The sequence below is a fragment of the Ruegeria sp. BHSC223 genome (genome assembly GCF_059613025.1).
Map to the genome: position 1 here is coordinate 180004 of NZ_JBXWRR010000003.1, position 22021 is coordinate 202024.

The 22021-nt window shown below is 63.5% G+C and carries 19 protein-coding genes; 10 read left to right on the plus strand and 9 right to left on the minus strand.

Going from position 1 to position 22021, the window contains the following annotated elements:
• Nucleotides 1-59: 59 nt before the first annotated feature.
• Complete coding sequence (locus tag AC2FNY_RS08605; RefSeq protein ID WP_496802188.1) at nucleotides 60-1637, minus strand: ABC transporter substrate-binding protein; 1578 nt, start codon at nucleotides 1635-1637, stop codon at nucleotides 60-62.
• A 133-nt stretch (nucleotides 1638-1770) separates the two neighbouring features.
• Nucleotides 1771-2607, minus strand: a complete 837-nt coding sequence (locus AC2FNY_RS08610; protein WP_496802189.1) for an alkaline phosphatase family protein — start codon at nucleotides 2605-2607, stop codon at nucleotides 1771-1773.
• Between the two features lie 201 nt (nucleotides 2608-2808).
• Here AC2FNY_RS08610 and AC2FNY_RS08615 point away from each other — a divergent pair, with 201 nt between their 5' ends.
• Genes AC2FNY_RS08615 through AC2FNY_RS08630 form a run of 4 tightly spaced genes read left to right on the plus strand, consistent with a single transcriptional unit; the run spans nucleotide 2809 to nucleotide 6916 of the window.
• Nucleotides 2809-3756: an ABC transporter permease gene (locus AC2FNY_RS08615; RefSeq protein WP_234143313.1), complete on the plus strand. Its 948-nt coding sequence runs from the start codon at nucleotides 2809-2811 to the stop codon at nucleotides 3754-3756.
• A complete protein-coding gene (locus tag AC2FNY_RS08620; RefSeq protein WP_496802190.1) occupies nucleotides 3753-4628 on the plus strand; it encodes an ABC transporter permease in 876 nt (291 codons plus the stop codon). The genes AC2FNY_RS08615 and AC2FNY_RS08620 overlap by 4 nt, the downstream gene beginning before the upstream one ends.
• The gene (locus tag AC2FNY_RS08625) at nucleotides 4625-6418 is read left to right on the plus strand and encodes an ABC transporter ATP-binding protein (RefSeq protein WP_496802191.1); all 1794 of its coding nucleotides are present in this window, start codon (nucleotides 4625-4627) and stop codon (nucleotides 6416-6418) included. Before AC2FNY_RS08620 ends, AC2FNY_RS08625 begins: the two co-directional genes overlap by 4 nt.
• A 3-nt stretch (nucleotides 6419-6421) precedes the next feature.
• Nucleotides 6422-6916 (plus strand): hypothetical protein, encoded by a 495-nt coding sequence (locus tag AC2FNY_RS08630; RefSeq protein WP_496802192.1) that lies wholly within the window; start codon nucleotides 6422-6424, stop codon nucleotides 6914-6916.
• On the opposite strand, the gene AC2FNY_RS08635 is transcribed toward AC2FNY_RS08630, so the two are convergent.
• Nucleotides 6901-8097, minus strand: coding sequence for a serine hydrolase domain-containing protein (locus tag AC2FNY_RS08635; protein ID WP_234167052.1), 1197 nt, complete (start codon nucleotides 8095-8097; stop codon nucleotides 6901-6903). The two genes, AC2FNY_RS08630 and AC2FNY_RS08635, sit on opposite strands and share 16 nt — an antisense overlap.
• A gap of 108 nt (nucleotides 8098-8205) precedes the next feature.
• Here AC2FNY_RS08635 and gcvA point away from each other — a divergent pair, with 108 nt between their 5' ends.
• Complete coding sequence (gcvA, locus tag AC2FNY_RS08640; protein ID WP_234137641.1) at nucleotides 8206-9135, plus strand: transcriptional regulator GcvA; 930 nt, start codon at nucleotides 8206-8208, stop codon at nucleotides 9133-9135.
• A gap of 20 nt (nucleotides 9136-9155) precedes the next feature.
• Here the strand turns inward: gcvA and AC2FNY_RS08645 are convergent, their stop codons facing one another.
• Nucleotides 9156-10046 (minus strand): cation diffusion facilitator family transporter, encoded by an 891-nt coding sequence (locus tag AC2FNY_RS08645; protein WP_234137640.1) that lies wholly within the window; start codon nucleotides 10044-10046, stop codon nucleotides 9156-9158.
• 576 nt (nucleotides 10047-10622) lie between these two features.
• On the opposite strand from AC2FNY_RS08645, the gene AC2FNY_RS08650 reads away from it, so the two are divergent.
• Complete coding sequence (locus tag AC2FNY_RS08650) at nucleotides 10623-11708, plus strand: GlxA family transcriptional regulator (RefSeq protein ID WP_234137639.1); 1086 nt, start codon at nucleotides 10623-10625, stop codon at nucleotides 11706-11708.
• On the opposite strand, the gene AC2FNY_RS08655 is transcribed toward AC2FNY_RS08650, so the two are convergent.
• Genes AC2FNY_RS08655 through AC2FNY_RS08670 form a run of 4 tightly spaced genes read right to left on the minus strand, consistent with a single transcriptional unit; the run spans nucleotide 11674 to nucleotide 15985 of the window.
• On the minus strand, nucleotides 11674-12627 hold the full coding sequence (locus AC2FNY_RS08655) for a 3-hydroxyacyl-CoA dehydrogenase NAD-binding domain-containing protein (RefSeq protein ID WP_496802193.1): 954 nt from the start codon (nucleotides 12625-12627) through the stop codon (nucleotides 11674-11676). The two genes, AC2FNY_RS08650 and AC2FNY_RS08655, sit on opposite strands and share 35 nt — an antisense overlap.
• A complete protein-coding gene (locus tag AC2FNY_RS08660; RefSeq protein WP_234137637.1) occupies nucleotides 12624-13427 on the minus strand; it encodes a carnitinyl-CoA dehydratase in 804 nt (267 codons plus the stop codon). Before AC2FNY_RS08660 ends, AC2FNY_RS08655 begins: the two co-directional genes overlap by 4 nt.
• A 14-nt stretch (nucleotides 13428-13441) precedes the next feature.
• Nucleotides 13442-14476, minus strand: a complete 1035-nt coding sequence (locus AC2FNY_RS08665) for an LLM class flavin-dependent oxidoreductase (RefSeq protein ID WP_234143299.1) — start codon at nucleotides 14474-14476, stop codon at nucleotides 13442-13444.
• A 27-nt stretch (nucleotides 14477-14503) separates the two neighbouring features.
• On the minus strand, nucleotides 14504-15985 hold the full coding sequence (locus AC2FNY_RS08670; RefSeq protein WP_496802194.1) for an aldehyde dehydrogenase: 1482 nt from the start codon (nucleotides 15983-15985) through the stop codon (nucleotides 14504-14506).
• Between the two features lie 143 nt (nucleotides 15986-16128).
• Here AC2FNY_RS08670 and AC2FNY_RS08675 point away from each other — a divergent pair, with 143 nt between their 5' ends.
• From AC2FNY_RS08675 to AC2FNY_RS08690, 4 genes are read left to right on the plus strand one after another with little or no spacing between them, the layout of a single operon-like run.
• Complete coding sequence (locus tag AC2FNY_RS08675; protein ID WP_496802195.1) at nucleotides 16129-16533, plus strand: RidA family protein; 405 nt, start codon at nucleotides 16129-16131, stop codon at nucleotides 16531-16533.
• Nucleotides 16533-17339, plus strand: a complete 807-nt coding sequence (locus AC2FNY_RS08680; protein ID WP_496802196.1) for an alpha/beta fold hydrolase — start codon at nucleotides 16533-16535, stop codon at nucleotides 17337-17339. Before AC2FNY_RS08675 ends, AC2FNY_RS08680 begins: the two co-directional genes overlap by 1 nt.
• The gene (locus tag AC2FNY_RS08685; RefSeq protein WP_496802197.1) at nucleotides 17336-19447 is read left to right on the plus strand and encodes a CoA transferase; all 2112 of its coding nucleotides are present in this window, start codon (nucleotides 17336-17338) and stop codon (nucleotides 19445-19447) included. The genes AC2FNY_RS08680 and AC2FNY_RS08685 overlap by 4 nt, the downstream gene beginning before the upstream one ends.
• A 13-nt stretch (nucleotides 19448-19460) precedes the next feature.
• Complete coding sequence (locus AC2FNY_RS08690) at nucleotides 19461-20075, plus strand: amino acid synthesis family protein (protein ID WP_234137631.1); 615 nt, start codon at nucleotides 19461-19463, stop codon at nucleotides 20073-20075.
• Nucleotides 20076-20127: 52 nt separating this feature from the next.
• Here the strand turns inward: AC2FNY_RS08690 and AC2FNY_RS08695 are convergent, their stop codons facing one another.
• Nucleotides 20128-22011, minus strand: a complete 1884-nt coding sequence (locus tag AC2FNY_RS08695) for an alkyl/aryl-sulfatase (RefSeq protein ID WP_496802198.1) — start codon at nucleotides 22009-22011, stop codon at nucleotides 20128-20130.
• Nucleotides 22012-22021 lie beyond the last annotated feature (10 nt).

The following is a 22021-nucleotide window of genomic DNA, read 5'->3' on the forward strand; positions in this document are numbered from 1 at the left end:
CGGGTCGACCGGCGGCCAGGGGTCAGTCTGCTGGTGTCACTGACGGGGAGTGATCCGGATCAGGCGAGCCAGACGTTGCGCAAGGTCTGGCCAAATCCACCCATCGCACCGACCGAATGCGGCGTATAGCCCATGACGTTTTTCGCCGTTGCCTCAAGCTGGTTCTGGAACACAGGGTTCACGAACCCGCCGTCGTCATTCATCATGTGCAGCATGTCGCAATACATCTGCGCCCGCTTGGCCTCATCCAGTTCGGCACGCGCGGCAAGGATCATGGCGTCGAACGCATCCGAACCCCACATGGTTTCGTTCCAGCTGCCGCCTTTCATGTGCGCGATGGTCAGAAAGGCGTCCACGGTGGGCCGCGCCTGCCAGCCCGACATGGTCATCGGCTTCTGCATCCAGATGTTCGACCAATACCCGTCCGAAGGGGTCTTGATGACCTTGATATCGGCAGCGCCCTTCGCGGATTGCTGGAAGGTCAGCGCGATGTCATTGGCCGTGCTGCCGGCGGTCTCCGAGGTATAGAGTTCGACAGCGTTGACACCGGCCTTGTCGAAATGGAACTTCGCCTTGTCGAGGTCGTATTCGGCGGGCTTCACGTCCTTGCACCAGTACTTGTAGGTTGGTCCGATCGGCGTGTCGGCCGAAATCGTGCCGATGCCCTTGAACACCTGGTTCAGGATCAGTTCGCGATCCAGCGCGTGCTTGATCCCCTTGCGGAAATCCGCGTTGTCCGTCGGCGCCCGGTCAACCATCATGACGATGTTGGTGAAGCCACCCGTGGGCGTGTTGTAGAGCGTGATCGCATCATTGCCGCTCAGTTGTTCGACCGCAAAGGCGGGCACATCGCGGATGGCGTCCACGTCACCGGCCAGCAATGTGCTAAGCGTCGCATTGGCGTCCGGAACCGGGATGAAGTCGATCCCGTCGAGATAGGGTTTGCCTTCTTCGTAATAGTTTTCAAACCGCTCAAGGACCACACGCTCGCCGGGGATGAACTCCATCACCTTGAACGGGCCTGAACCGATGGCCATTGCGAAATCGGTATGGCCTGCCGGGTGAATCGCAAGATGGTAGTCGGACATGATCACCGGCAGGTCGGCATTGCCCGAGGACAGGGTGATCTTGACGGTCGAGGCATCCGGCGCCTCGATTGCCGTAACGGTGGAAAGCAGTGCCTTGGCCGGAGATTCCGAACCTTCGGCGATGTGCCGCGACAGGCTTTCGACCACATCCGCCGCCGTCACCGTCTGACCATTGTGGAAGGTCAGCCCGCCGCGCAGCTTGAAACTCCACTCGGTCGCCTGTGCATTCACGCTCCACTCCTCGGCCGCGTCGCCCTCGACCTCCAGTGTCGGAGCGAACCGGGTGAGGCGCTGATACACGCAGTTCGAGTAAATGCCGTCATCGGTGTCGACCATGCGCACCGGCTCGAGCGTGTTGTCCGTGTTGCCCTGCGCAATCCGCAGCCAGCCGCCGCGCTTGGGTTCTTCGGCATGTGCCGGGCCAGCCATCGTGAGGATACTGCTTGCCGCAGGCATCAGCAGGCCAAAGGCGCCTGCGCGTTTGAAAAAGCCGCGGCGGCTGAGCGCGCCGGCCTTGTATTGCCGTACCAGGCTGTCGATGTCGGACATGTCATTACCTCCCAGATGACCGATGACGGGCAGTCCCCGCTATGCCGCAAAGAGTGCGGGGCGCGCGTGCGTGGCACAAACAACCGATTTCATGACTTTGCCATAACTGTGGTTATGCATTGCATCCGCTCCTTCAGCGAGACAGGAACGAAGCGCCCGTCATACCTTCGGGAACAGAGACCCCCATCCTCGTCAGGATCGAAGGAGCAAGCGCCAGCTGGTCCAACAGGACATCTTCGGATGGCAGGGCGCTGCTGCCGAAATAGTACAAGGCCAAATCCTGCTGATCTTCTCCGGCGCCACCGTGATGGCCAAGATCGTCCTGCCCATGATCGGCGGTGACAATGACGTCATACCCCAGTTCGCGCCAGCGGGTCACATAGGGCGCCAGGGCCGCATCCAGATAATAACAGGCATCGCTCAATTCCTTTCGTCCATGGCCAAAGCGATGCCCCATGCTGTCGAGCGTCGACGTGTGCAGCAATCCGTAATCCAGGCCCTTCGCCTCGCAAAGATAGGTCAGGGTGGCAAAGAGATCGGCATCCGAAGGGCTCATCTGGTTTGCATCGGTCGCATCCGCCATCGTGTGAAACCGACCGTGATGTATCGGGCCAACTGCGTTGTCGCTCTCGATGTCACGCACCGGGTCAAAGGGCATCCGGTGAAACAGCTCGCTCCACCAGCTCAGCGCCACGGCGCCGGTTTTTCGCCCGGCGCCCGCCAGCTCCGAGAACACGTCCGGCACCTCCAGTCTCCGCCTGTGCTTGTTACCGACAACACCATGGCGATGCGGCGGCAAGCCGGTGTGCATCGAGGCATAGCAGGCCGAAGACGTCGAGGGCAGCACCGAACGCATGCGCCTTACGCGGGCCCCTCCCGATGCGACCAGTCCTTCGAGATTGCCGAACAACCGACGGGAGTTCCTGTAAGGAACACCGTCCAGAACGATGAGCAAGAGTTTGGCGGGCATGGTCGATGTCCTTTGCAGTTCCACTCCGTTTTGCTGCCTTGCAAACCGCCCCGACAAACAACAAAAAAACGGTCATTGCCCAAAAAGTCGAAAACGCATGCCGTTGCCATAACCAAAACGACCCCATTCGGGTTGCTATGGTTGTTTGTCCGAACCCGGGCTTGGGCCGAATATACCGGCAGCCTTGAAGGGAGGAACAAGGTGCACCGGATCATTCTGACCCGTCTGGCGCAGGGTGTGCTCACCCTGCTGCTGGCATCCATAATCATTTTCGGCGCCACCGAGATTCTTCCCGGTGACGTGGCCGAAGCCATTTTGGGCCAAAGCCGAACCGAAGAGGCGCTCGCGACCCTGCGTGAGGAGATGGGCCTCAACCGCCCCGCGATCGTGCGCTATTTCGACTGGCTGGGCGGCATGGTCCAGGGGGACCTGGGCACCTCGCTGGCGACCAAGCGGCCGGTGGCCGACATGATCGAAAGCCGGATGTGGAACACGCTCCGCCTGGCCCTGCTTGCGGCCGCAATCTCTGTGCCGTTGTCGCTGGCGCTGGGTCTCTGGTCTGCGATGCGCGCCGGTGGGCGGGTCGACAAGACCCTGGCCATGACCACGCTCGCGCTGATCGCGGTGCCCGAGTTCTTTATCGGCCTGATCCTGATGAAGGTCTTTGCGGTCGAGTTGAAATGGCTGTCCGCCTCGGCCAACACGCGGCCCTATTTCGACTTCTGGCAGAATGCCCGCGCGCTTGCGCTGCCCGTCGCCACACTCAGCTTTGCGGTGCTGGCACACATGATGCGGATGACGCGTTCCTCGGTGATCAACATCTTCACATCTCCCTATATGGAGATGGCCGCGCTCAAGGGCTTGCCGAAACGCCGCCTTGTGGTGCTGCACGCCCTGCCCAATGCGCTGTCCCCGATCCTGACCGTGATCGCCCTGAACCTGAGCTACATGGTCTCGGGCGTGATCATCGTTGAAACCGTGTTTGGCGTGCCGGGTCTGACCCGCCTGCTGGTCGATGGCGTCACGCTGCGGGACATCCCGCTGATCCAGGCCTGCGCCATGATCTTCGGCGCCGTCTATATCCTGTTGAATCTGCTGGCCGATGTCCTGTCCATCATGGCCAATCCGCGCCTGAGGTATCCGAAATGAGCGACGCAACCGAATTCGCCAAGCCGCGTGCTTCGGTCTTTGCCGGCCTGCGCCTGACCCGGACCGCGATTTTCGCGGGTGGCATCCTGCTGTTCTGGTTGGTCCTCGCCCTGTTCGGGCCGTGGATCGCCCCCCATGGAGAGGCCGATATCATCTCGACCAGGACATTCGCTCCGATCGGCGAAGGCGGGTGGCTCGGCACCGACAAGCTGGGGCGCGACGTGTTTTCGCGGCTGATCTACGGCGTCCGCACAACGCTGTTGCTGGCGCTGGTGACAACGGTAATCTCCTTTACCTTTGGCGTCACGCTGGGCTTTGCCGCTGCTATCCTCAAGGGCTGGTTCGATATCGTGGTCAGTCGCATCGTCGAGGCCTTCATGGCCTTTCCCTCGACCCTGCTGGCGCTGGTGGTGATCGGCGCCTTCGGCACCTCGATCACGGTTCTGGTCCTGACGGTCGGGTTGGTGCTGTCGACCAGCGTCTTCCGGGTATCGCGCGCATTGGGCTATGACATCGGCGTCATGGATTTTGTCGAGGCCGCGCGCGCCCGAGGCGAAGGCACCTGGTGGATCCTGACCCGCGAGATCCTGCCAAACTCGATGGCGCCACTGATCGCGGAATTCGGCTTGCGCTTCACCTTTTCGATCCTGTTCCTGTCGGGTCTCTCCTTTCTGGGTCTGGGCGTTCAGGAACCCGCCGCCGACTGGGGGCTGATGGTGCAGGAAAACGTGGGCGGGCTGTTCCTCGGCTCTTCTGCCGCGCTGATCCCTGCCGCCTGCATCGCCTCTCTGACCGTATCCATGAACCTGCTTGTCGACTGGTTCCAGCAGCGTCAGCAGGGTGAAACCGTTCTGGAGAAGATCGACCAATGAGCGACATCCTGACCATCAAGAACCTGCGTGTCGAGGGTCGCCCACCAGGGGGAACCTATGTGCCCATCGTCAAGGGCGTGTCGCTGAACGTGGCCAAGGGCGAGGTGCTGGCCCTGATCGGCGAGAGCGGGTCGGGCAAGTCAACGATCTCGCTGGCCTCGATGGGCTTTGCCCGCCCCGGCTGCCGCATCTCGGGCGGCGAGATCTGGCTCAATGGGCGCGACATCATGAAACTGTCACCGCATGACCGCCACGCGCTGCGCGGGAACGAGGTCTCGTATGTGGCGCAATCGGCGGCGGCCAGTTTCAACCCCGCCCTGCGGATCGGCAAACAGGTGATCGAGGCACCGCTCTGGCATGGCGCGGGCGATGCAGCGACCCTCACCGCCACCGCCGTCGATCTTTATCGCAAGCTGGACCTGCCCAATCCCGACACCGTGGGTAACAAGTTCCCGCATCAGGTCTCGGGCGGTCAGTTGCAGCGGCTGATGGCGGCGATGGCCATGTCCTGCGGGCCGGATTTGCTGATCCTGGACGAACCCACAACGGCGCTGGACGTGACCACCCAGATCGAGGTGCTGAAGGCGTTCAAGGACATCATCCGCGATCAGGGCACGGCGGCGATCTACGTGACCCACGACCTTGCGGTCGTGGCGCAGGTGGCGGATCGCATTCTTGTGCTGAAGAACGGTGAAATGGTCGAGGAAGGACCAACCGCCCAGATCCTGCATGACCCGCAGCACGAATATACCCGCACGCTGATGGCGGCGGTTCGGCCCGCACCGCATCTGGTCGACCATGTTGACGCCAGCGCGGCGCAAGCGCCGGTGATCTCGGCCCGCAACATCACCGCGGGCTATGGCGCGCTGACTATCCTGTCCGATGTCTCGGTTGACGTCCCCGCCGCATCGGTCGTCGGGGTGATCGGCGAAAGCGGCTGTGGGAAAAGCACGCTGGCGCGGGTCGTCGCCGGCCTGACGCCGTTGCGAGAGGGAGAAATCAAGCTCGATGGGAAGGTCGCCGCTCCAAGCGTGAAGGATCGCCCCCGAGATACGCTCAAGGATTGCCAGATCGTGTTCCAGATGGCCGACACGGCGCTGAACCCGCGCCAGCGGATCGGAGACATCCTGGGCCGCCCGCTAGAGTTCTATCAGGGCCTCAAGGGTCGCGCGCGTTTAGACAAGGTTGGCGAGCTTTTGGAACTGGTTGACTTGCCGCGCAGCTTTGCCTCGCGCTTCCCGGGCGAATTGTCAGGCGGGCAAAAGCAACGCATCAACCTCGCTCGCGCGCTGGCCGCCGATCCAAAGGTAATTCTCTGTGACGAGGTGACATCGGCGCTGGATACCGTGGTAGCGGCGGGGGTGATCGAACTTCTGAAAACGCTCAAGGACAAGCTGGGTGTGGCCTATATGTTCATCAGCCACGACCTGTCCACGGTGGCCTCTTTTGCCGACGAGGTTGTCGTGCTCTACGCCGGGCGGGTGGTCGAGAAAGGACCGTCGAAGGCCGTCTTCAGCCCGCCTTTTCACCCCTATACCAAACTGCTCCTCTCCTCGGTCCCCGAGATGCGGCAAGGCTGGCTGGAGGGCGTGGCCGATACCGGCGAGGCCAAGGCCGCAAGCGCCGGCAGTGTCGTAATCGGAGCGAAGGGCTGCCCCTTTTCCAACCGTTGCACTCATGTGATATCTGGGACCTGCGACACCGTTGCACCGCCGCTCAAAGTGTTGTCCGATGGGTTGGAAATCGCCTGCCATCTGCCGACGGGCGAGTTGCCTGATCGAGGTCTTTGAAACATGCCCCCGAAACCACGCCGGTTTCCTGACTACCAAACCGCGCTAAAGGTGGCCTTTGACGAGGAGATCGCCGGCCGAGCCTATTTTCTGATGCTGGCAAGAAAGTATCCCGAGCAGCGTCAGGCGTTGCAATTGATCGCACGAATAGAGGCCGTCACGGCCAGCATCCTGCGGCCCCCAGTCACACGTGCTGAAATCACGCCGGGCGATCCCGAGATCCTGAACAGCAAGGGTCAAGCCGAGGCGGCGGTCGAACAAAGGCCGTGGCTCGAGTTCGTCTGGTCTATGGCCAATGATTACCCCGCCTACATCCAGGAGATGACCGATCTGCTGCATATTGCGCCATCCGCAGATCGAGCCGCCCTCGAAGCCTTGGTCGCGCATGAGCAGGCGATTGTCGATTTCGCCCTTGCCGAAACAAGGGGGGATAGCAAAAGCATGCAACCCCTGATCGATTTCCTGAGGCGCCACGGCGAGGATCAAACAAGCGCCTGATAACTCAAAACCCTCAGCTGTCGGCGCAATGTGTAAGCGCTGGAGGGGATCAGTTGCGTCATCAGGATCACGGTCATCTCTTCGACCGGGTCCACCCAGAACGCGGTCGACGCCATGCCGCCCCATGCGAATTCGCCGGGTGAGCCGACGATCCTGGCACGGACCGGGTCCAGCATCACCGACACGCCCAGGCCGAAGCCGATCCCTTCAAAGGTCGTTTCGCTGAAATGCGCCTGCCCCCGGCTGGCCAGATCGCCGCCCATCTGGTTCGACACCATCAGGTCGAACGTCTTGCGCCCCAGTAGCCTGCCGCCGTCATAGGCGCCGCGCTGCAACAGCATGGTCGCGAAACGCTGGTAATCGGCCATGGTCGAGACCAGCCCGCCACCACCGCTTTCCAGCGTGACCGGCGCGAGGCAGCGATCCTGACTGGCAGAGGGTACATATCCCCCGCCGGCATGATCATAAAGCGTCGCCAATCGTCCTGCCTTGTCCTCGGGCACCGAAAAGCCGGTATCGGTCATGCCAAGCGGATCGAAGATCCGTGACTTGAGAAAACCGCCCAGCGTCTGGCCGCTGATCACCTCGATCAAGTGCCCCAGAACATCGGTCGACAACCCATAGAACCACCGCGCACCGGGGTGAAAGGCCAACGGAAAAGCCGCCAGCGCCTCGACCGCCTCGGCCATGGTGGCAAAACCGCGGTCAAAATCGAGGCCCGACGCAGATAGCGCCTGTTCCAATGCGTTTCCACGCGGGTCGCCATAGACGATCCCTGCCTGATGCGTCAGCAGATCGTGAATGGTGATCTGACGCCGCGCGGGTTCGGTCTCGGTCAGGGCATGCCCCTCGCCTGTCCAGACCTGCGGATCGGCAAAAGCGGGCAGGAAGTCGGCGACTGGCTGATCAAGCTGGAACGCCCCTTCCTCGTACAGCATCAACAGGGCAAGCGAGGTCACCGGCTTGGTCATCGAGTAGATGCGCCAGATCGTATCCGGCGCCACCGCCCGCCCGGCCGCCGCGTCGGCATGGCCGGCCCGCTCGGAAAAGACGACCTGCCCCCGCCGCGCGATCTGCACCGCCAGACCGCTCAGGCGCCCGTCACGCACATGCCCCTCCATCCAGCGCGAAATGCGCCTCAGTCGGTTGGGGTCGACACCGTCGATATGGTCCTGCGGCAAGGCCGGTCCTCCTTGATCCTTCGCCACAACTTTGCGGCAGATCATTCCCGGCTTTCAAGCGATGGATAATCGCCCTATAACACCATCAGAGTTATGCATGAGTTGGTCATGAGCACCCGGCGACTTCCCCATCTGACATGGTTGCGTGCCTTCGAAGCATCCGCCCGGCATCTGAGTTTCACCCATGCCGCGCAGGAACTGAACCTGACCCAGGCCGCGATCAGCAAACAGGTCAAGCTGCTGGAGCATTACCTGCGTGAACCCCTGTTCGAGCGCAAACCCCGGAGCCTGGTGCTGACCAAGGTCGGCGCCGCCTATCTGCCAAAGGTCCGCGACGGGTTCGAACGTCTGGCGGCGGGCACCGAAGAGGTATTTGGCCTCAGGCGGTCCGAGGTTCTGACCGTCCGCGCGCCGGTGGGCTATTCGGTCAACTGGATCGCACCCAGGCTTCAGGGCTTTTTCGACCGTCACCCGGAGAGCGAGGTGCGGCTGGTGTCCAGCGTCTGGGGCGACCAGTTCGACAACGAGCGGTTCGACCTCGACATTCAGTACGGCACCGGCAGGTGGCCGGGCTACACGGCCGAACGGCTGACATGGGAGGTGATCAAGCCGGTATGCGCCCCCGCGTTGCTGGACGGGGAACGGGCGCTTCGGCAGCCCGAAGACCTTGTCCATCACCGCCTGCTGCATGTCCTGGGATACGAGGAAGGCTGGGCCGACTGGCTACGCTATGCCCAGACGACCGGGGTGAACTCGGGCCAGGGTCTGCAATTCGATACCTCGCTGCTGGCCTTTGAATTCGCGGCGCGCGGGGGCGGGGTAGCGTTGGCGCGATCCTCGATGCTGGGCGTCGAAATAGAACGCGGGCGCCTGGTCACCCCCTTCGAGATCGAGGCCCCCCTGCAAGAGGCGTTCTATCTGATCTCGCCCGAGACAGGCCGCGACCATCCGGATGCGCGCAAGTTCAGCGACTGGCTTGTCGAGACTGCGGCGAACGACCCCGAGAACCGGAGGATCCGGACAACCTATCGCACTTGAGGCGTGGCGCTCTATCGGGCTCAGTCGAGTACCACGATGCCGGAGTGTTTCTGCTTGTGCTCGGGTTCGACATGGATGGTGATCTTGGCGCCCTCCACGGCCTCTTTCAGCGCCGCTTCGACGCGGTCGCAAATCTCGTGCGCGTCGAACACCGTGGTCTCGCCTGGGACCACAAGGTGAAAGTCGATAAAGGTGGCCTGCCCCGCGTGCCGCGTTCTGAGATCATGCGCCTCGACCGCGCCGCCCGCCTCCCTCGAGATGATGTCGCGCACCTTGGCCAGCGTATCCTCTGACACCGCTTCGTCCATCAACCCGCTGAGCGACTGGCGCACCAGGTGAAAGCCGGACCAAAGGATGTTGACCGCGACCAAGGCCGCCATCAGCGGATCAAGCAGCCACCAGCCGGTGACGATGGCCAGCAATATCCCCAGCGCCACCCCGGCCGAGGTGATCACATCGGTAAAGAGATGCTTGCCATCCGCCACCAGCGCCGGAGAGCGGGCGGCGCGACCACGCCGCACCAGAACCCAGGCCCAGATCGCATTGATCACCGTGGCAGCGCCGTTGACCAGCAGCCCCTCGATCGGCAGGTCCATCGCCCGGGGGGCCAGAAACCCCGTATAGGCCTCGCGCAGGATGAGCAGCGCGGCGACGATGATCATAACCCCCTCAAGCACGGCGCTGAAGAACTCGGCCTTGTGGTGCCCGTAGGGGTGAGACGCATCCGCCGGTCGTGCTGCGATACGGATGGCAATGAGCGCTGCGATGGCCGTTGCCACGTTGACGGTGCTTTCAAGCGCATCCGCAAGCAGCGCGACAGAACCCGTGAGCCACCAAGCAAGCGTTTTGATGCCCAGAACAAGGGCACCGACGAAGATGCTGGCAATGGCGATCCGGATGGTCGCGGACATCGATTCCCTCCAATGCGGCAGGTGGACTGAGTAGCCCCGTCAGCGGCAACGGGCAAGCGATGCCTCGCTCCGCGACCAGCTCGGTCTTGCAACGAGGGCAGAGCCTCGGCTGGACGACGTTCTCCGTGGCCCCACCCCCCTGCGTTGCGCCGCGACAGGATCACCGAAATGACAAAGGCGATGGCGGTGATGGCACTGAGCGTTTCCCAAAAGGAGGCCAGCAGCGAGATCGACAGCGCGATGACCCCGCTTTTGAAGAAACTCGGCAGCCATCCACCGATCTGAGCCAGCCGCGCCTCGGGGCAGTTCATACCGGTACCCGATTCGGGCATGGATTCGGCCAAAGGCTGGAACAGCCATGGGGGTGACCGGGGCTTGTGGGCATTTGCAAGTCGCGCCTTTGGCAACAGTGGCGGTACCGGGCAGCACAGCCTCTTGGCTCGTGCAACTTTCCTCAAAGTTCTTTCGGTTTGCTGGCTGGCCCCTCCGAAAAGCTGGCGAATATTCGTCATAGCTGATGTGTTGCCGTCGAAAAAAATTTATAAGATGCAAAGGAGAGTAACCTTAGGAAATATCATGCAACTCGACTTGTTGCCCCCTCAGGACAGAGGCCAGCTCCATTCGGTTTTCGTGGTGGTGCCGCGGTTCAACCTGACGACCCTGATCACGATGATCGAAACCATGCGGATCGGGAATTACCTGTCTTCCGAGCGGCTGTTCTCATGGGAAGTCACCTCGTTCGATGGGCTGAAACTGGGCGCCAGCAATGGCGTGCGGGTGCATCTGGACGTCGAGCCAGACCAGACCGCACCGGCCGACCAGGTCTTTGTGCTGGCCAGCTGGGGGGGCGAGCATTACCAGAACAAGGCGCTGGCCTCGTGGCTGCGCAAGCGCGCGCGGCGGGGCGAGCGCATCTGCGCGGTCGAGCTTGGCTGCTATCTGGTCGCCCGTGCCGGCCTGATGGATGGCAAGGAAGCCACGACCCATTGGTCCTGGATCAACGGTTTCCAAGAGAAATTCGACCAGATTTCCGTGGTCGAACAGCTGTTTACCATCGACGGGCGGATCCTGACCTGTGCCGGTGGCATGGCGGGTGTCGACCTGATGCTGCGGCTGATAGAGCAGTCGCACGGGGCGAGTTTCTCGGGCGAGATTGCCGACCAGATGCTGCATAACCCGATCCGCAAGGGGTCCTCCTCGCAGCGCCGGACCATGGGGCGCGGGACGGAATCGATCCTGCCGCTGGTGCGGCAGGCGATGACCCTGATCGAACGCAACATCGAAGAGCCGCTGACCGTGCCCCAGATCGCCGCTGCGCTGGACGTGTCACAACGCCAGCTCGAGCGGCAGTTCAAGAAACACGTGGGCTGTACCGTGGTTCAGTTCGGCCTGCTGCGCCGGTTGCAGAACGCACGCGTCCTGCTGATCGCGACCGAACTCAGTGTGCGCGAGATCGCCACCGCCTCGGGCTTCAACACGCTGTCGCATTTCTCGTATTCGTTCAGCAAGTTCTTCGGGCGCAGGCCGTCGGAATATCGCGAGGCCTGGCCGTCGAACGAGACCGCGCCGACATGGCCCGGCACCCTGTCGGATTTCCTGCATGCGCTCAATTCGGGGGACAAGCGCTCTAAAGCTCCGCTCGCGCCTCCCGAAGGGCGTTGAGCACGGCGACGATCTCGCGGTCACGCTGCGCCGCCATGTCGGCAAAATGCCGGTCACCGGCGACGGCATTGCAGCCATCGACCATGCGGTCGCGCAGCTCTTGCGTCAGCTCGGGCGCCTGAAGCCGGGTCCAGGGCAGTTTCAGCGCCGGGCCGAACTGATCCAGATTGGTGGCCATGCCGCCCGCGCCACAGGCGACGTGAAACGCCATGCATTGCCCCTGGCTGACCATGCGCGGCGCCGGGCCGTTCATCAGTGCGATGTCGATATCCTCGGGCGTGGCCTCGCCATTGGCGACCATGTGCAGCGCCTCGCGCCACAGCGCCTCTTGCAGACGTGTCGCGACAAAGCCGGGGATCTCCTTTTTCATCATCAACGGCGCCTTGCCCGCGATCCGATAGAATTCACCGGCCCATTTCACCGCCGCCGGGTCGGTTTTCTCTCCGCCCACGATCTCGACCAGCGGCAACAGATAAGGCGGGTTGAACGGATGCCCGATCACCGTGCGTCCGGGCGTTTCGCAATTGGCCTGAATGTCGGTCATCATCAGGCCCGAGGTCGAGGAGCCGATCACCACAGTCTCGGGCACGATGCGCCCCAGCCGGTGATAAAGCGCCTGTTTCATCGCCAGATTTTCGGGCGCGCTTTCCTGGATGAACCCCGCCCCCTCGACCGCCGCGTCAAGGTCATGAACGACGCGCAGCCGGTCCAGCGACGCGCCCGGAGCAAGCCCCAATGCGGTCAGGCTGATCCAGGCGGTATCGAGGATGGTGCGAAACGCCCCCTCCTCGGCCGGGTCGTGCAGATAGCTGGTGACGTCATATCCCCGCGCCAGGAAATGCGCCGCCCAGCCGCCGCCGATGGGACCACCGCCGATACTGGCGACACGGGTGATGGAGGTGGGATCGGGATACATCATTCGCCCTTGAACCTGGGTTCGCGTTTCTCGACAAAGGCGGCCACGCCTTCGGCGGCATCGTCGGATTTCAGCATCTTGCGATAGGTCGGCATCGGGTCGGTGCGCATCTTGTGGAACGCCTGTTCCAGCGGCACGCATTCGATCTCGCGCTGAACCTCTTTCACCGATTGCATGGCCAAGGGCGCCGACCAGGCGATCGAGGCGGCCCATTCGCGCGCCGCATCCATCAGTTGCTCCTTGGGCACCACCTTGTTGACCAGACCGTAATGGGCGGCCTCGGTCGCCGACATGCGGCGGCCCAGCAGGAACATCTCCATTGCGATGTTATGCGGAATGCGCCGAGGCAGGCGTTGCAGCGCGCCCGCATCCGGCACGATGCCCAGCGGCATTTCCGGCAGGCCGAATTCCACGTGATCGGCGGCGATCAGCAGGTCGCAGGCCATCGCCATCTCGAACCCGCCGCCGATGGCCAACCCGTTGATCGCGGCAATGACCGGCTTGTTCAGCGACCAATTTTCGGTCAGGCCGGTAAAGCCACCGAACCCGTAGTCGTCGCTCTCCCACCAGTTATCAAGCTGCATCTCGCCCGCGTTCAGCGCCTTCAGATCCCAGCCCGCGCTGAAGATCTTGTCGCCGCCACCGGTCAGGATCGCGCAGCGCAACTCCTTGTCCTCGTGCAGCTCCTGAAACGCCGCCGCCAGGGCCTGGCTGGTCGGCACGTCGATGGCGTTGACCTTGCCACGCGACAGCGTGACCTCAAGGACATGGCCGTCACGGCGGGTGCTGACACCTTCGCTCATCGGGGTCTCCTCCATCACCGGAATTCCGGCATGACTTCATTGCAGAACATCCTGAGCGAGCGTTTCTGCGCGTCATGATCCAGCCCCATCGAGGCGTAGTAGATGAACTCGTTCACACCCAGGTCCTCGTACCGTTTCAGCTTGGCAATAGCGGTTTCGGGCGAGCCGAACATGAGGTTCTCTTCCAGCATCTCGGGGTCGTATTGCTCGCGGCCCGCGATCTGGTCCAGCGGCAGCGCGGCGGGGAAGCCGTTGACCACGTCACCGGCATTGCGGAACAGGTTTTCGAATTGCGACAGCAACCGCCGGATCGCGTCCAGCGCCTGCTGTCGGTCGGCGGCATTGTCATAGATGCAGGCATGGCGCATCAGCGCGAAACGGGGTGACCAGCCGTTATCGGCCTTGGCGATGGCCTCGTCCAACTGCTTTTTGTACAGTTCCGCCTCGGCAAAGGGCCGGGTCAAGGGCCAGCAGTTGATATGGCAGCGGTTGCGCACCGCATAGTCATAGGTGATGGGCGAACGTGCGGCGACCCAGACCGGCATGTCGGCCTGTACCGGCTTGGGCACCGAGGTCGAGGTCGGGAACTGCCAATACTCGCCGTCATGGGCGTAATCGCCCTGCCACAGCGCGCGTACCGCCGGCAGCATTTCCTGCATGTAGCGCCAGGCATCGGATTGCTTGAGACCCGGTTTCATCCGGTCGAACTCGCGCTGATAGGCGCCCGAGCCGATGCCGAATTCCAGCCGCCCGCCGCTGATCAGGTCAAGAAACGCGGCCTCGCCCGCGAGGTTGATGGGGTGCCAATAGGCCGCCGTGGCGACCGCGGTGCCCAGCCGGATATTGCTGGTCTCTCCGGCCCACCAGGTCAGGATCTGGAACGGGTTCGGCGCGATCGTCATCTCGATGGCGTGATGTTCTGCGGCCCAGACGATGTCGAAACCGCCCTCTTCGGCCATTTGCACCATTTCAAGCGTGTGGCGCGCGACGTCGTTCATGTCGAGACTGTCGTCGATCCGTTCCAGGTTGATGGCAAGTTGGAATTTCATTGTCCGTGTTCCTTTCCGGGCTCTCGCTCAGCGCATGACAAAGGGGTTGGCCATGGGTTCGTCGGATGTGTTCATCCAGACCGTCTTGGGCCGGGTGTAATCGTAGATCGCCTGAAACCCGCTTTCGCGGCCATAGCCGGACCCCTTGATGCCGCCAAATTCGGCAATGGGAGAGACCACGCGATAGGTGTTGACCCAGACGATGCCCGCGCGCACCGCGCCCGCCATCCTGAGCGAGCGGGCGCTGTCACGGGTGAATATTCCCGCCGCCAACCCGTGTTCAGAGTCATTGGCCAGCGCCAGAACCTCTTCTTCGGTGCGGAAACGCTGGACGCTCAGGACCGGGCCGAACAGTTCGGTATCGACGATGCGCAGGTCCTGGCGTGGGCAGTCGATGATCGTAGGTTCGTAATAGAGACCGCCCAGCCCCTCGGGCTGCTTGCCGCCGGTCAGCACGGTGCCGCCCTCGGATTGCGCATGGGCGACCTCGCGCTGGATATGCTCCAGTTGCCCGGTGGTGCAGAGCGGCCCCATCTGGGTCTCGTCGGCCAGCGGGTCGCCGATCACGATGGCGCGGGCCTGTGCCACCATCCGGTCGAGGAACTCCTCGGCGATATCCTCGTGCAAATAGAGCCGGGATCCGGCGACGCAGCTTTGCCCCGTGGCGCCAAAGATGCCCGCAATCGAGGCGTTGACCGCGCTTTCGATATTGGCGTCCTCAAAGACGATAAAGGGCGATTTGCCCCCCAGTTCCAGCGAGACCTCGGCAAAGTTGCGCTTGGCGTTTTCCAGCACGTGGCGCGCGGCATTCGGCCCGCCGGTGAAGGAAACCCGTGCCACCAGAGGATGCCCGGTCAGCGCCCGCCCGCAGGGTTCGCCGTGGCCGGTGACAATGTTCACGACACCCGGTGGGAAACCGGCCTTTTCGATCAGCTTGCCGAATTCCAGCATGGCGGCACTGGCATGTTCAGAGGCTTTCAGAACAACCGTATTGCCTGCGGCCAGGGCCGGGCCGATCTTGACAGCGACCAGGAACAGCTGGCTGTTCCACGGCACCACCGCGGCCACCACGCCCAGCGGTTCGCGCTTGGTAAAGACGAACATGTCCGGCTTGTCGATCGGCAGCGTTTCACCGCTGACCTTGTCGGCGCAGCCTGCGAAGAAGTGAAAGAACTCGGCGATGTACTTCGCCTGCCAGCGGGTTTCCTTGAGCATCTTGCCGGTATCCACCGACTCGATCCGGCCCAGTTCCTCGGACCGGTCGGCCAGCAGATCGCCCAACCGCCGCAGAAGCTTGCCGCGCTCGGTCGGTGTCATCCGGGCCCATGGCCCCGAGGTAAAGGCGCGGTGCGCCGCCTCGACCGCCCGGTTCACATCCGCCTCGGTGGCCTCGGGAACCCGGCACCACACCTTGCCGTCGGCGGGGTTGGTGCTGTCGAACAGCGCCCCGTCCGAGGCATCGACCCAAGCGCCGTCGATCAGCATCCGATAGCTCTGGATATCGGCCATCTCGGTCCTCCCTTTTGTCTCTCGTCTCATACAAAGCGGCGAATCGGCGATGAGTTGTGCGAAAAATCGGCATCCATGTGTCGAAAATTCCTAAGTTGAGGATTGGGGATCAGGGCAGGCTGGCCGCAAAAGGAGATGCGAACGTGACCAGCAGCAAGAAACAGGTGATTGGCGGCCCCCTTGAAATAGGCGGCAGGGTTCTGTCGCTTTCCCGCGCCATCCGGGCCGGCGATTTTGTCTTTCTGACCGGCCAGATCCCGATGCGGGACGGTGTCCCGCTGACCACCGGCTCGGTCGAGGAACAGACCCGCGCCGTGCTCGACGACATTACCGCCACGCTCGCCCTCGCTGGCTGTACCCGTGACGATGTGGTCAAGGCGATGGTCTGGCTGCGCGACCGCAGCGATTTCCCCGGCTTCAACGCGGTCTATGGCGAGTATTTCCCGCACGATTCGCCGACCCGCTCGGCCGTGGTCAGCGATCTGCTGGTCGATGTCCGGGTCGAGGTCGAGGTGATGGCGTACAAGCCGCTGGAGGGAGAGGGCTGATGCCGGTAGCACCTGACGGCAGCACCTATGAGATTACCGGCCCAGCGGATGCGCCCTGCGTGGTGCTGATCCATGGTCTGGGGCTGAACCGGGCCTGCTGGCAATGGACCGGTCCGGCGCTGGCCGATGGCTATCGCGTGCTCAGCTATGACCTGTATGGTCACGGCGAGTCGGCGGTTCCGCCCGAGACGCCCAGCCTGTCGCTCTTTTCGCGGCAATTGCAGGGCCTGCTTGATCACTGTGGTATCGCGGATGCGGTCATTGTCGGCTTTTCTCTGGGAGGCATGATCGCGCGCCGCTTCGCGCAGGACTGCCCAGACCGCGCGCGCGCGCTGGTCATCCTGCATTCGCCGCATCAACGCAGCGCCGAGGCGCAGGCCGCGATCCTGGCACGGGTCGAGCAGGCCCGCGATCAGGGCCCGCACTCAACGGTCGAGGCGGCGCTGGAGCGCTGGTTCACCGAAGGTTTCCGCGCGGCCAACCCGGAGATGATGGAGACCGTGCGCGGCTGGGTCACGGCAAACCGCAAAGAGGTCTATCACCGGATCTACCGGGTTCTGGCCGAGGGGATCGACGAAATCACCGCCCCTGTCCCGCCGCTCACCTGCCCGGCGCTGGTGATCACCGGGGACGAGGATTATGGCAACGGCCCCGAGATGACCCGCGCCATCGCCGCCGAGATCGCGGGTGCGCAGGCGCTGATCCTGCCGGGACTGCGCCACATGGCACTGGCCGAGGACCCGGACGCCATCAACACCCCGCTGCGCCGGTTTCTGGACGGCCTGCCAAAGGGGGCGACCGGATGAGCAGCACTCTCCTCAAGGGGATACGCGTGCTGGATCTCAGCCGCATGCTGTCCGGCCCCTATTGCAGCATGTTCCTGGCCGATCACGGCGCCGAGGTCATCAAGATCGAAGGCGGCAGCGGCGACACCAGCCGCAACAACGGCCCCTATCGCGCCGACGATCCCGGCCACGATTGGGCGGGCTATTTCGTCAGCCTGAACCGGGGCAAGAAAAGCATCCGGCTGGACCTGAAATCGACCGAGGGCAAGGCCGCTTTTCGCAGGCTGGCGGCAACGGCGGATGTGGTGCTGGAAAACTTCCGGCCCGGTGTGATGGACCGGCTCGAGCTGTCCTATGAATCGCTCGCCGAGGCCAATCCCCGGCTGGTCTATGCCGCCATTCGCGGCTTTGGCGACCCGCGCACCGGGGCCAGCCCCTATGCCGACTGGCCCTCCTATGACGTGGTGGCGCAGGCGATGGGCGGGCTGATGGCGATGACCGGCCCCGATGCCGACACGCCCACCAAGGTCGGCCCTGGCATCGGCGACATCTTTGCCGGCATGATGATGTCCTTTGGCATTCTCGCCGCCCTGCGCGAGGCCGAGGCGACCGGCAAGGGGCGGTTCGTCGACGTCGCCATGTATGACGCGATGATCTCGATGTGCGAGCGCATGGTCTATCTACACGACATGACCGGGCAGGTACCGGGCCCCGAGGGCAACGGTCACCCGCTGCTGGCGCCTTTTGGCCTGTTTCCCGCCGCCGATGGTCAGGTGGCACTGGGCATTGTCGATGACAGTTTCTGGCAAAAGCTGACCGCGATCATGAACCGGCCCGACCTGGGCAGCGATGCGCGGTTTTCCACCCGTGCGGGGCGGTCCGCCCATGCGGGCGAGATCAACCGGGTCGTTTCGGGCTGGACCGCCACCCGCAGCAAGGCGGAGCTGACCGGCCTGCTGGGTGGTCAGGTTCCCTTTGGCCCGCTCAACACGGTGGCCGATATCACCGCCGATCCGCATGTCGCGGCGCGGCAGATGCTGGCGCATATTCCCCATCCCGAACCCGGCCATGCCCCCTGGACCGTGGCCGCCAATCCGCTGCGCTTTGCCGGGCAGGCGGCGCCTTCCCTGCCTGCCCCGCCCCGGCTGGGCGAACATGACGCGCTGCTCGACACGCTGGCAGAAAGCGCGCCGCTCGACGACGAGGCCCGGCGCGACCTGCGCCGCGCCTTTGGGCAGTTCGCCACCGGGGTGACGGTACTCACCACCCGGCAAGAGGATGGAACGCCCCGCGGCTTTACCGCCAATTCGTTCACCTCGGTCTCGCTCGACCCGCCGCTGCTGCTGGTCTGCCTCGCCAAGACCGCGCACAGCTGCGATGTCTTTGCCCAAGCGCCGCATTTCGCTGTGAACATCCTGTCGGATGCGCAGAAAGAGATCTCGGGCCTCTTCGCCTCGCGTTCGACCGAGAAATTCGCCGGCCCCCATTGGCATCCAGGCCCGCAAGATCTGCCGCTGATCAACGGGGCGCTGGCGACATTTGCCTGCGCCCGTCACAAGCTGGTCGATGCCGGCGATCACCTGATCCTGATCGGGCGCGTCCTGAACCACGCGGTGACCGAGGGCAAACCGCTTGGGTTTCACAACGGCGCCTATTTCGACCTCGGGTTGGAAAACCGGCTGGCCGACGCGGCGACCAAGGACACAAACGGGGTCATCGCCGCCGTTCTGGCCGAAGGTGAGCGAATCCTGCTGGAAGAGACACCAGACGGCACGCTGACGGTTCCCAAGTCACCCGCGCGCGACAACACCGTCGCGGGCTTTGTGCGGCACATGGACAGTCGCGGTCTGACCGCCCGGCTCGACCACCTTTATGCCGTGTTCCAGAACAGCCAGACCGGCGCGCATTCGATCGTCTATCACGGCACGGTCAGCGGCGCCGCGCCCGAGGGCATGCGCTATCACGACCTTGCCGCGCTGCCGCTGGATCAGGTCGCCAACGATACCGAACGCTCGATGCTGGCGCGCTATCAACGCGAATACCGCCATGGCAGTTTCGGGATTTACCACGGCACCGAACGCAGCGGCATCGTCCATTCCATTGCCGATCACACCGAATACACCGTTTGACAGGAGACCCCCAATGCTTCCGGAACTGAGAAAAGTCGTCACCTTTGACGAGGATATCCACACCGAGGGCGGCCGCGCCGCCGACCCGGTCCTGCGTATGATCGGGGTCGCGGCGGTGGTGGCCAACCCCTGGGCCGGGCGCGGTTTCGTCGAGGATCTCTCGCCCGAGATCCGCCGCATGGCGCCGGTTCTGGGCAAGCTGCTGACCGACCGCCTGATCGCGCTGGCCGGATCGGGCGACGCGATCGAGGCCTATGGCAAGGCCTGCATCTCGGGCACCAATTGCGAGGTCGAACACGCCTCGGCGCTGATCCATACGCTGCAATTCGGCAATTTCTATCGCGAGGCGGTGGGCGCCAAAAGCTATCTTGGCTTTACCAACACGCGCGGCCCCGCCAACACCCAGATCCAGATCCCGCTGATGGACAAGCACGATACAGGCCGCCGCTCGCATTACCTGACGGTGCAGTTCTCGATCTATGACGCACCCGCCTGTGACGAATTGGTGGTCGCGCTGGGCGCCGCGACACGCGGGCGGCCGCATCACCGTATCGGCGACCGCTATTCCGATCTGGCCGCGCTGGGCCGCGACGTGCAGGACCCCGCCGGCGTCGGCAAGGACGGCTAGGACCAGACCCGCTCCTCCCGAGGCACTGCCGGGAGGAGCGGGCGCGACGGCCTCAGGGCGTCACGATTGCGAAATTCGGGTCGAACGCATCCAGCGCTCCGAAAAGGGCGCCGAGTTTCGTGGCATCGCCCTGCATCGACAGAATGCCTTGTCCGATCAGGTCCTCGACCCCGGCGATCTGCCCCAGCAGTTGAAAGAACGCCGCTTCGGTCAGGGTCAGGACCAGGTCCGCCGTGCCGTCGTGATAGGTGGTGTTGGCAAGCACGCCGTTCTGCGCGGCCAGCAGATGGCTCTGGCCGCTATCCGAGAAGTTCAGCAGAACGGTAAAATCACCCGGCACCTTGGCCGCATTGAACTTCACGCCCAGGAAATCGAGCGCCATCCCCACCCCCATGTTGAACAGCACATCCGGGTTCGAGGTATTGACGGTCGAGGGGCGGATGCCCTCGCGCAGTTCCTGCGCCCCCAGCAGGAAGATGTTGCGCCATGTTCCGGCCTCGGCCTGATACCCCATCTGCTCCAGCGTATCCGCCTGAAGCTTGAGCGCCGCCGCGTTCTGCGGTTCGGCAAAGACCAGCTTGTTCAGGATCTCGGCGGCCCAGCGATAGTCGCCTTCGTCATAGGCCCGCTGCCCTTCGGCCAGCACAGCGTCGGCGCCGCCCATGGCGCGCACCAGCCGCGTGGCGCTTTCTGCGGGCGGCAGGCAATCATAGGTCGACGGATTGCCGTCCCACCAGCCCAGATAGAACTGATAGACCGCCTTGATGTTGTGTTTCAGCGTGCCGTAATAACCACGACAGGCAAAATCGTGCCGCAACCCCTCGGGCAGTTCCACCATGTCCGGGATCTCGTGGATCGTATGGCCGTGATTGGCCAGCCGCAGCGTCTCGTCATGGATGAAGCGATAGAGATCGCGCTGCCGGGTCAGGAAACCCCGAATGCGCTCGGTGCCCCATTGCGGCCAGTGATGCGAGGCAAAGATCAGGTCGGTCCGCTCGGCAAAAAGCGCGATCGACTCGTCGATGTATTTGGCCCAACCCAGGGTATTGCGGATCTCGGCGCCGCGCGGGGTCAGGATGTTGTGCATGTTATGCGTGGTCACTTCCGAGGCGCAGAGCGCCCGGAACTGCGGGAAATAGAACATGAACTCCGAGGGCGCTTCGGACCCGTTGGCCATCTGGAATTCGATCTCGACCCCGTCCACGACCCGGGTTTCCCCGGTCCGGTACACCGTGTCGGTGGGCGGGATCAGGCTGATCGAACCGGCCCCGGCCGCCGGCCCCAGGCCACAACCGGCATGGCCCCGGGGGCCGGCGTCCAGCCCCATGCCGAACTGGTATTGCGCCCGCCGGTTCATCGCGTTGCCAGCAAGCACGTTTTCGGAGATCGCGTATTCCATGAACCCGTCGGGCGCGATGATCGGCACCTTGCCCGCCGCCACATCCGCCTGATCGACAACACCGCGCACGCCACCGAAATGGTCGGCATGCGAATGGGTATAGATCACCGCCACCACCGGACGCTCGCCCAGATGCCGGTTTGCCAGCGCCAGCGAGGCGCGCGCGGTCTCGACGGTCAGCAGCGGGTCGATGACGATCCAGCCGGTGTCACCCGCGATCAGCGTCATGTTCGAGATGTCGGCATTGCGTATCTGATGGATACGCGGATGGATGGTGAACAGGCCATGAATGGCGTTCAACTGACCCTGCCGCCACAGGCTGGGGTTCACGGTATCGGGCGCCGCACCCTGCATGAACGCAAAGCGCTTCAGGTCAAAAACGGTCTTGCCCCCGGCCCCGGTGATCGCATCCTCGTCAAAGGTCGCGACAAAACCGCGGCTGGCATCCTCGAAATCCTGCCGGTCGCCAAAGTTAAGCAGGTCCAGCACCGCCCGGTTGGCGGTGGCGGTATGGTCGGTTGCGGGGTTCTTGCACATGGGAAACCTC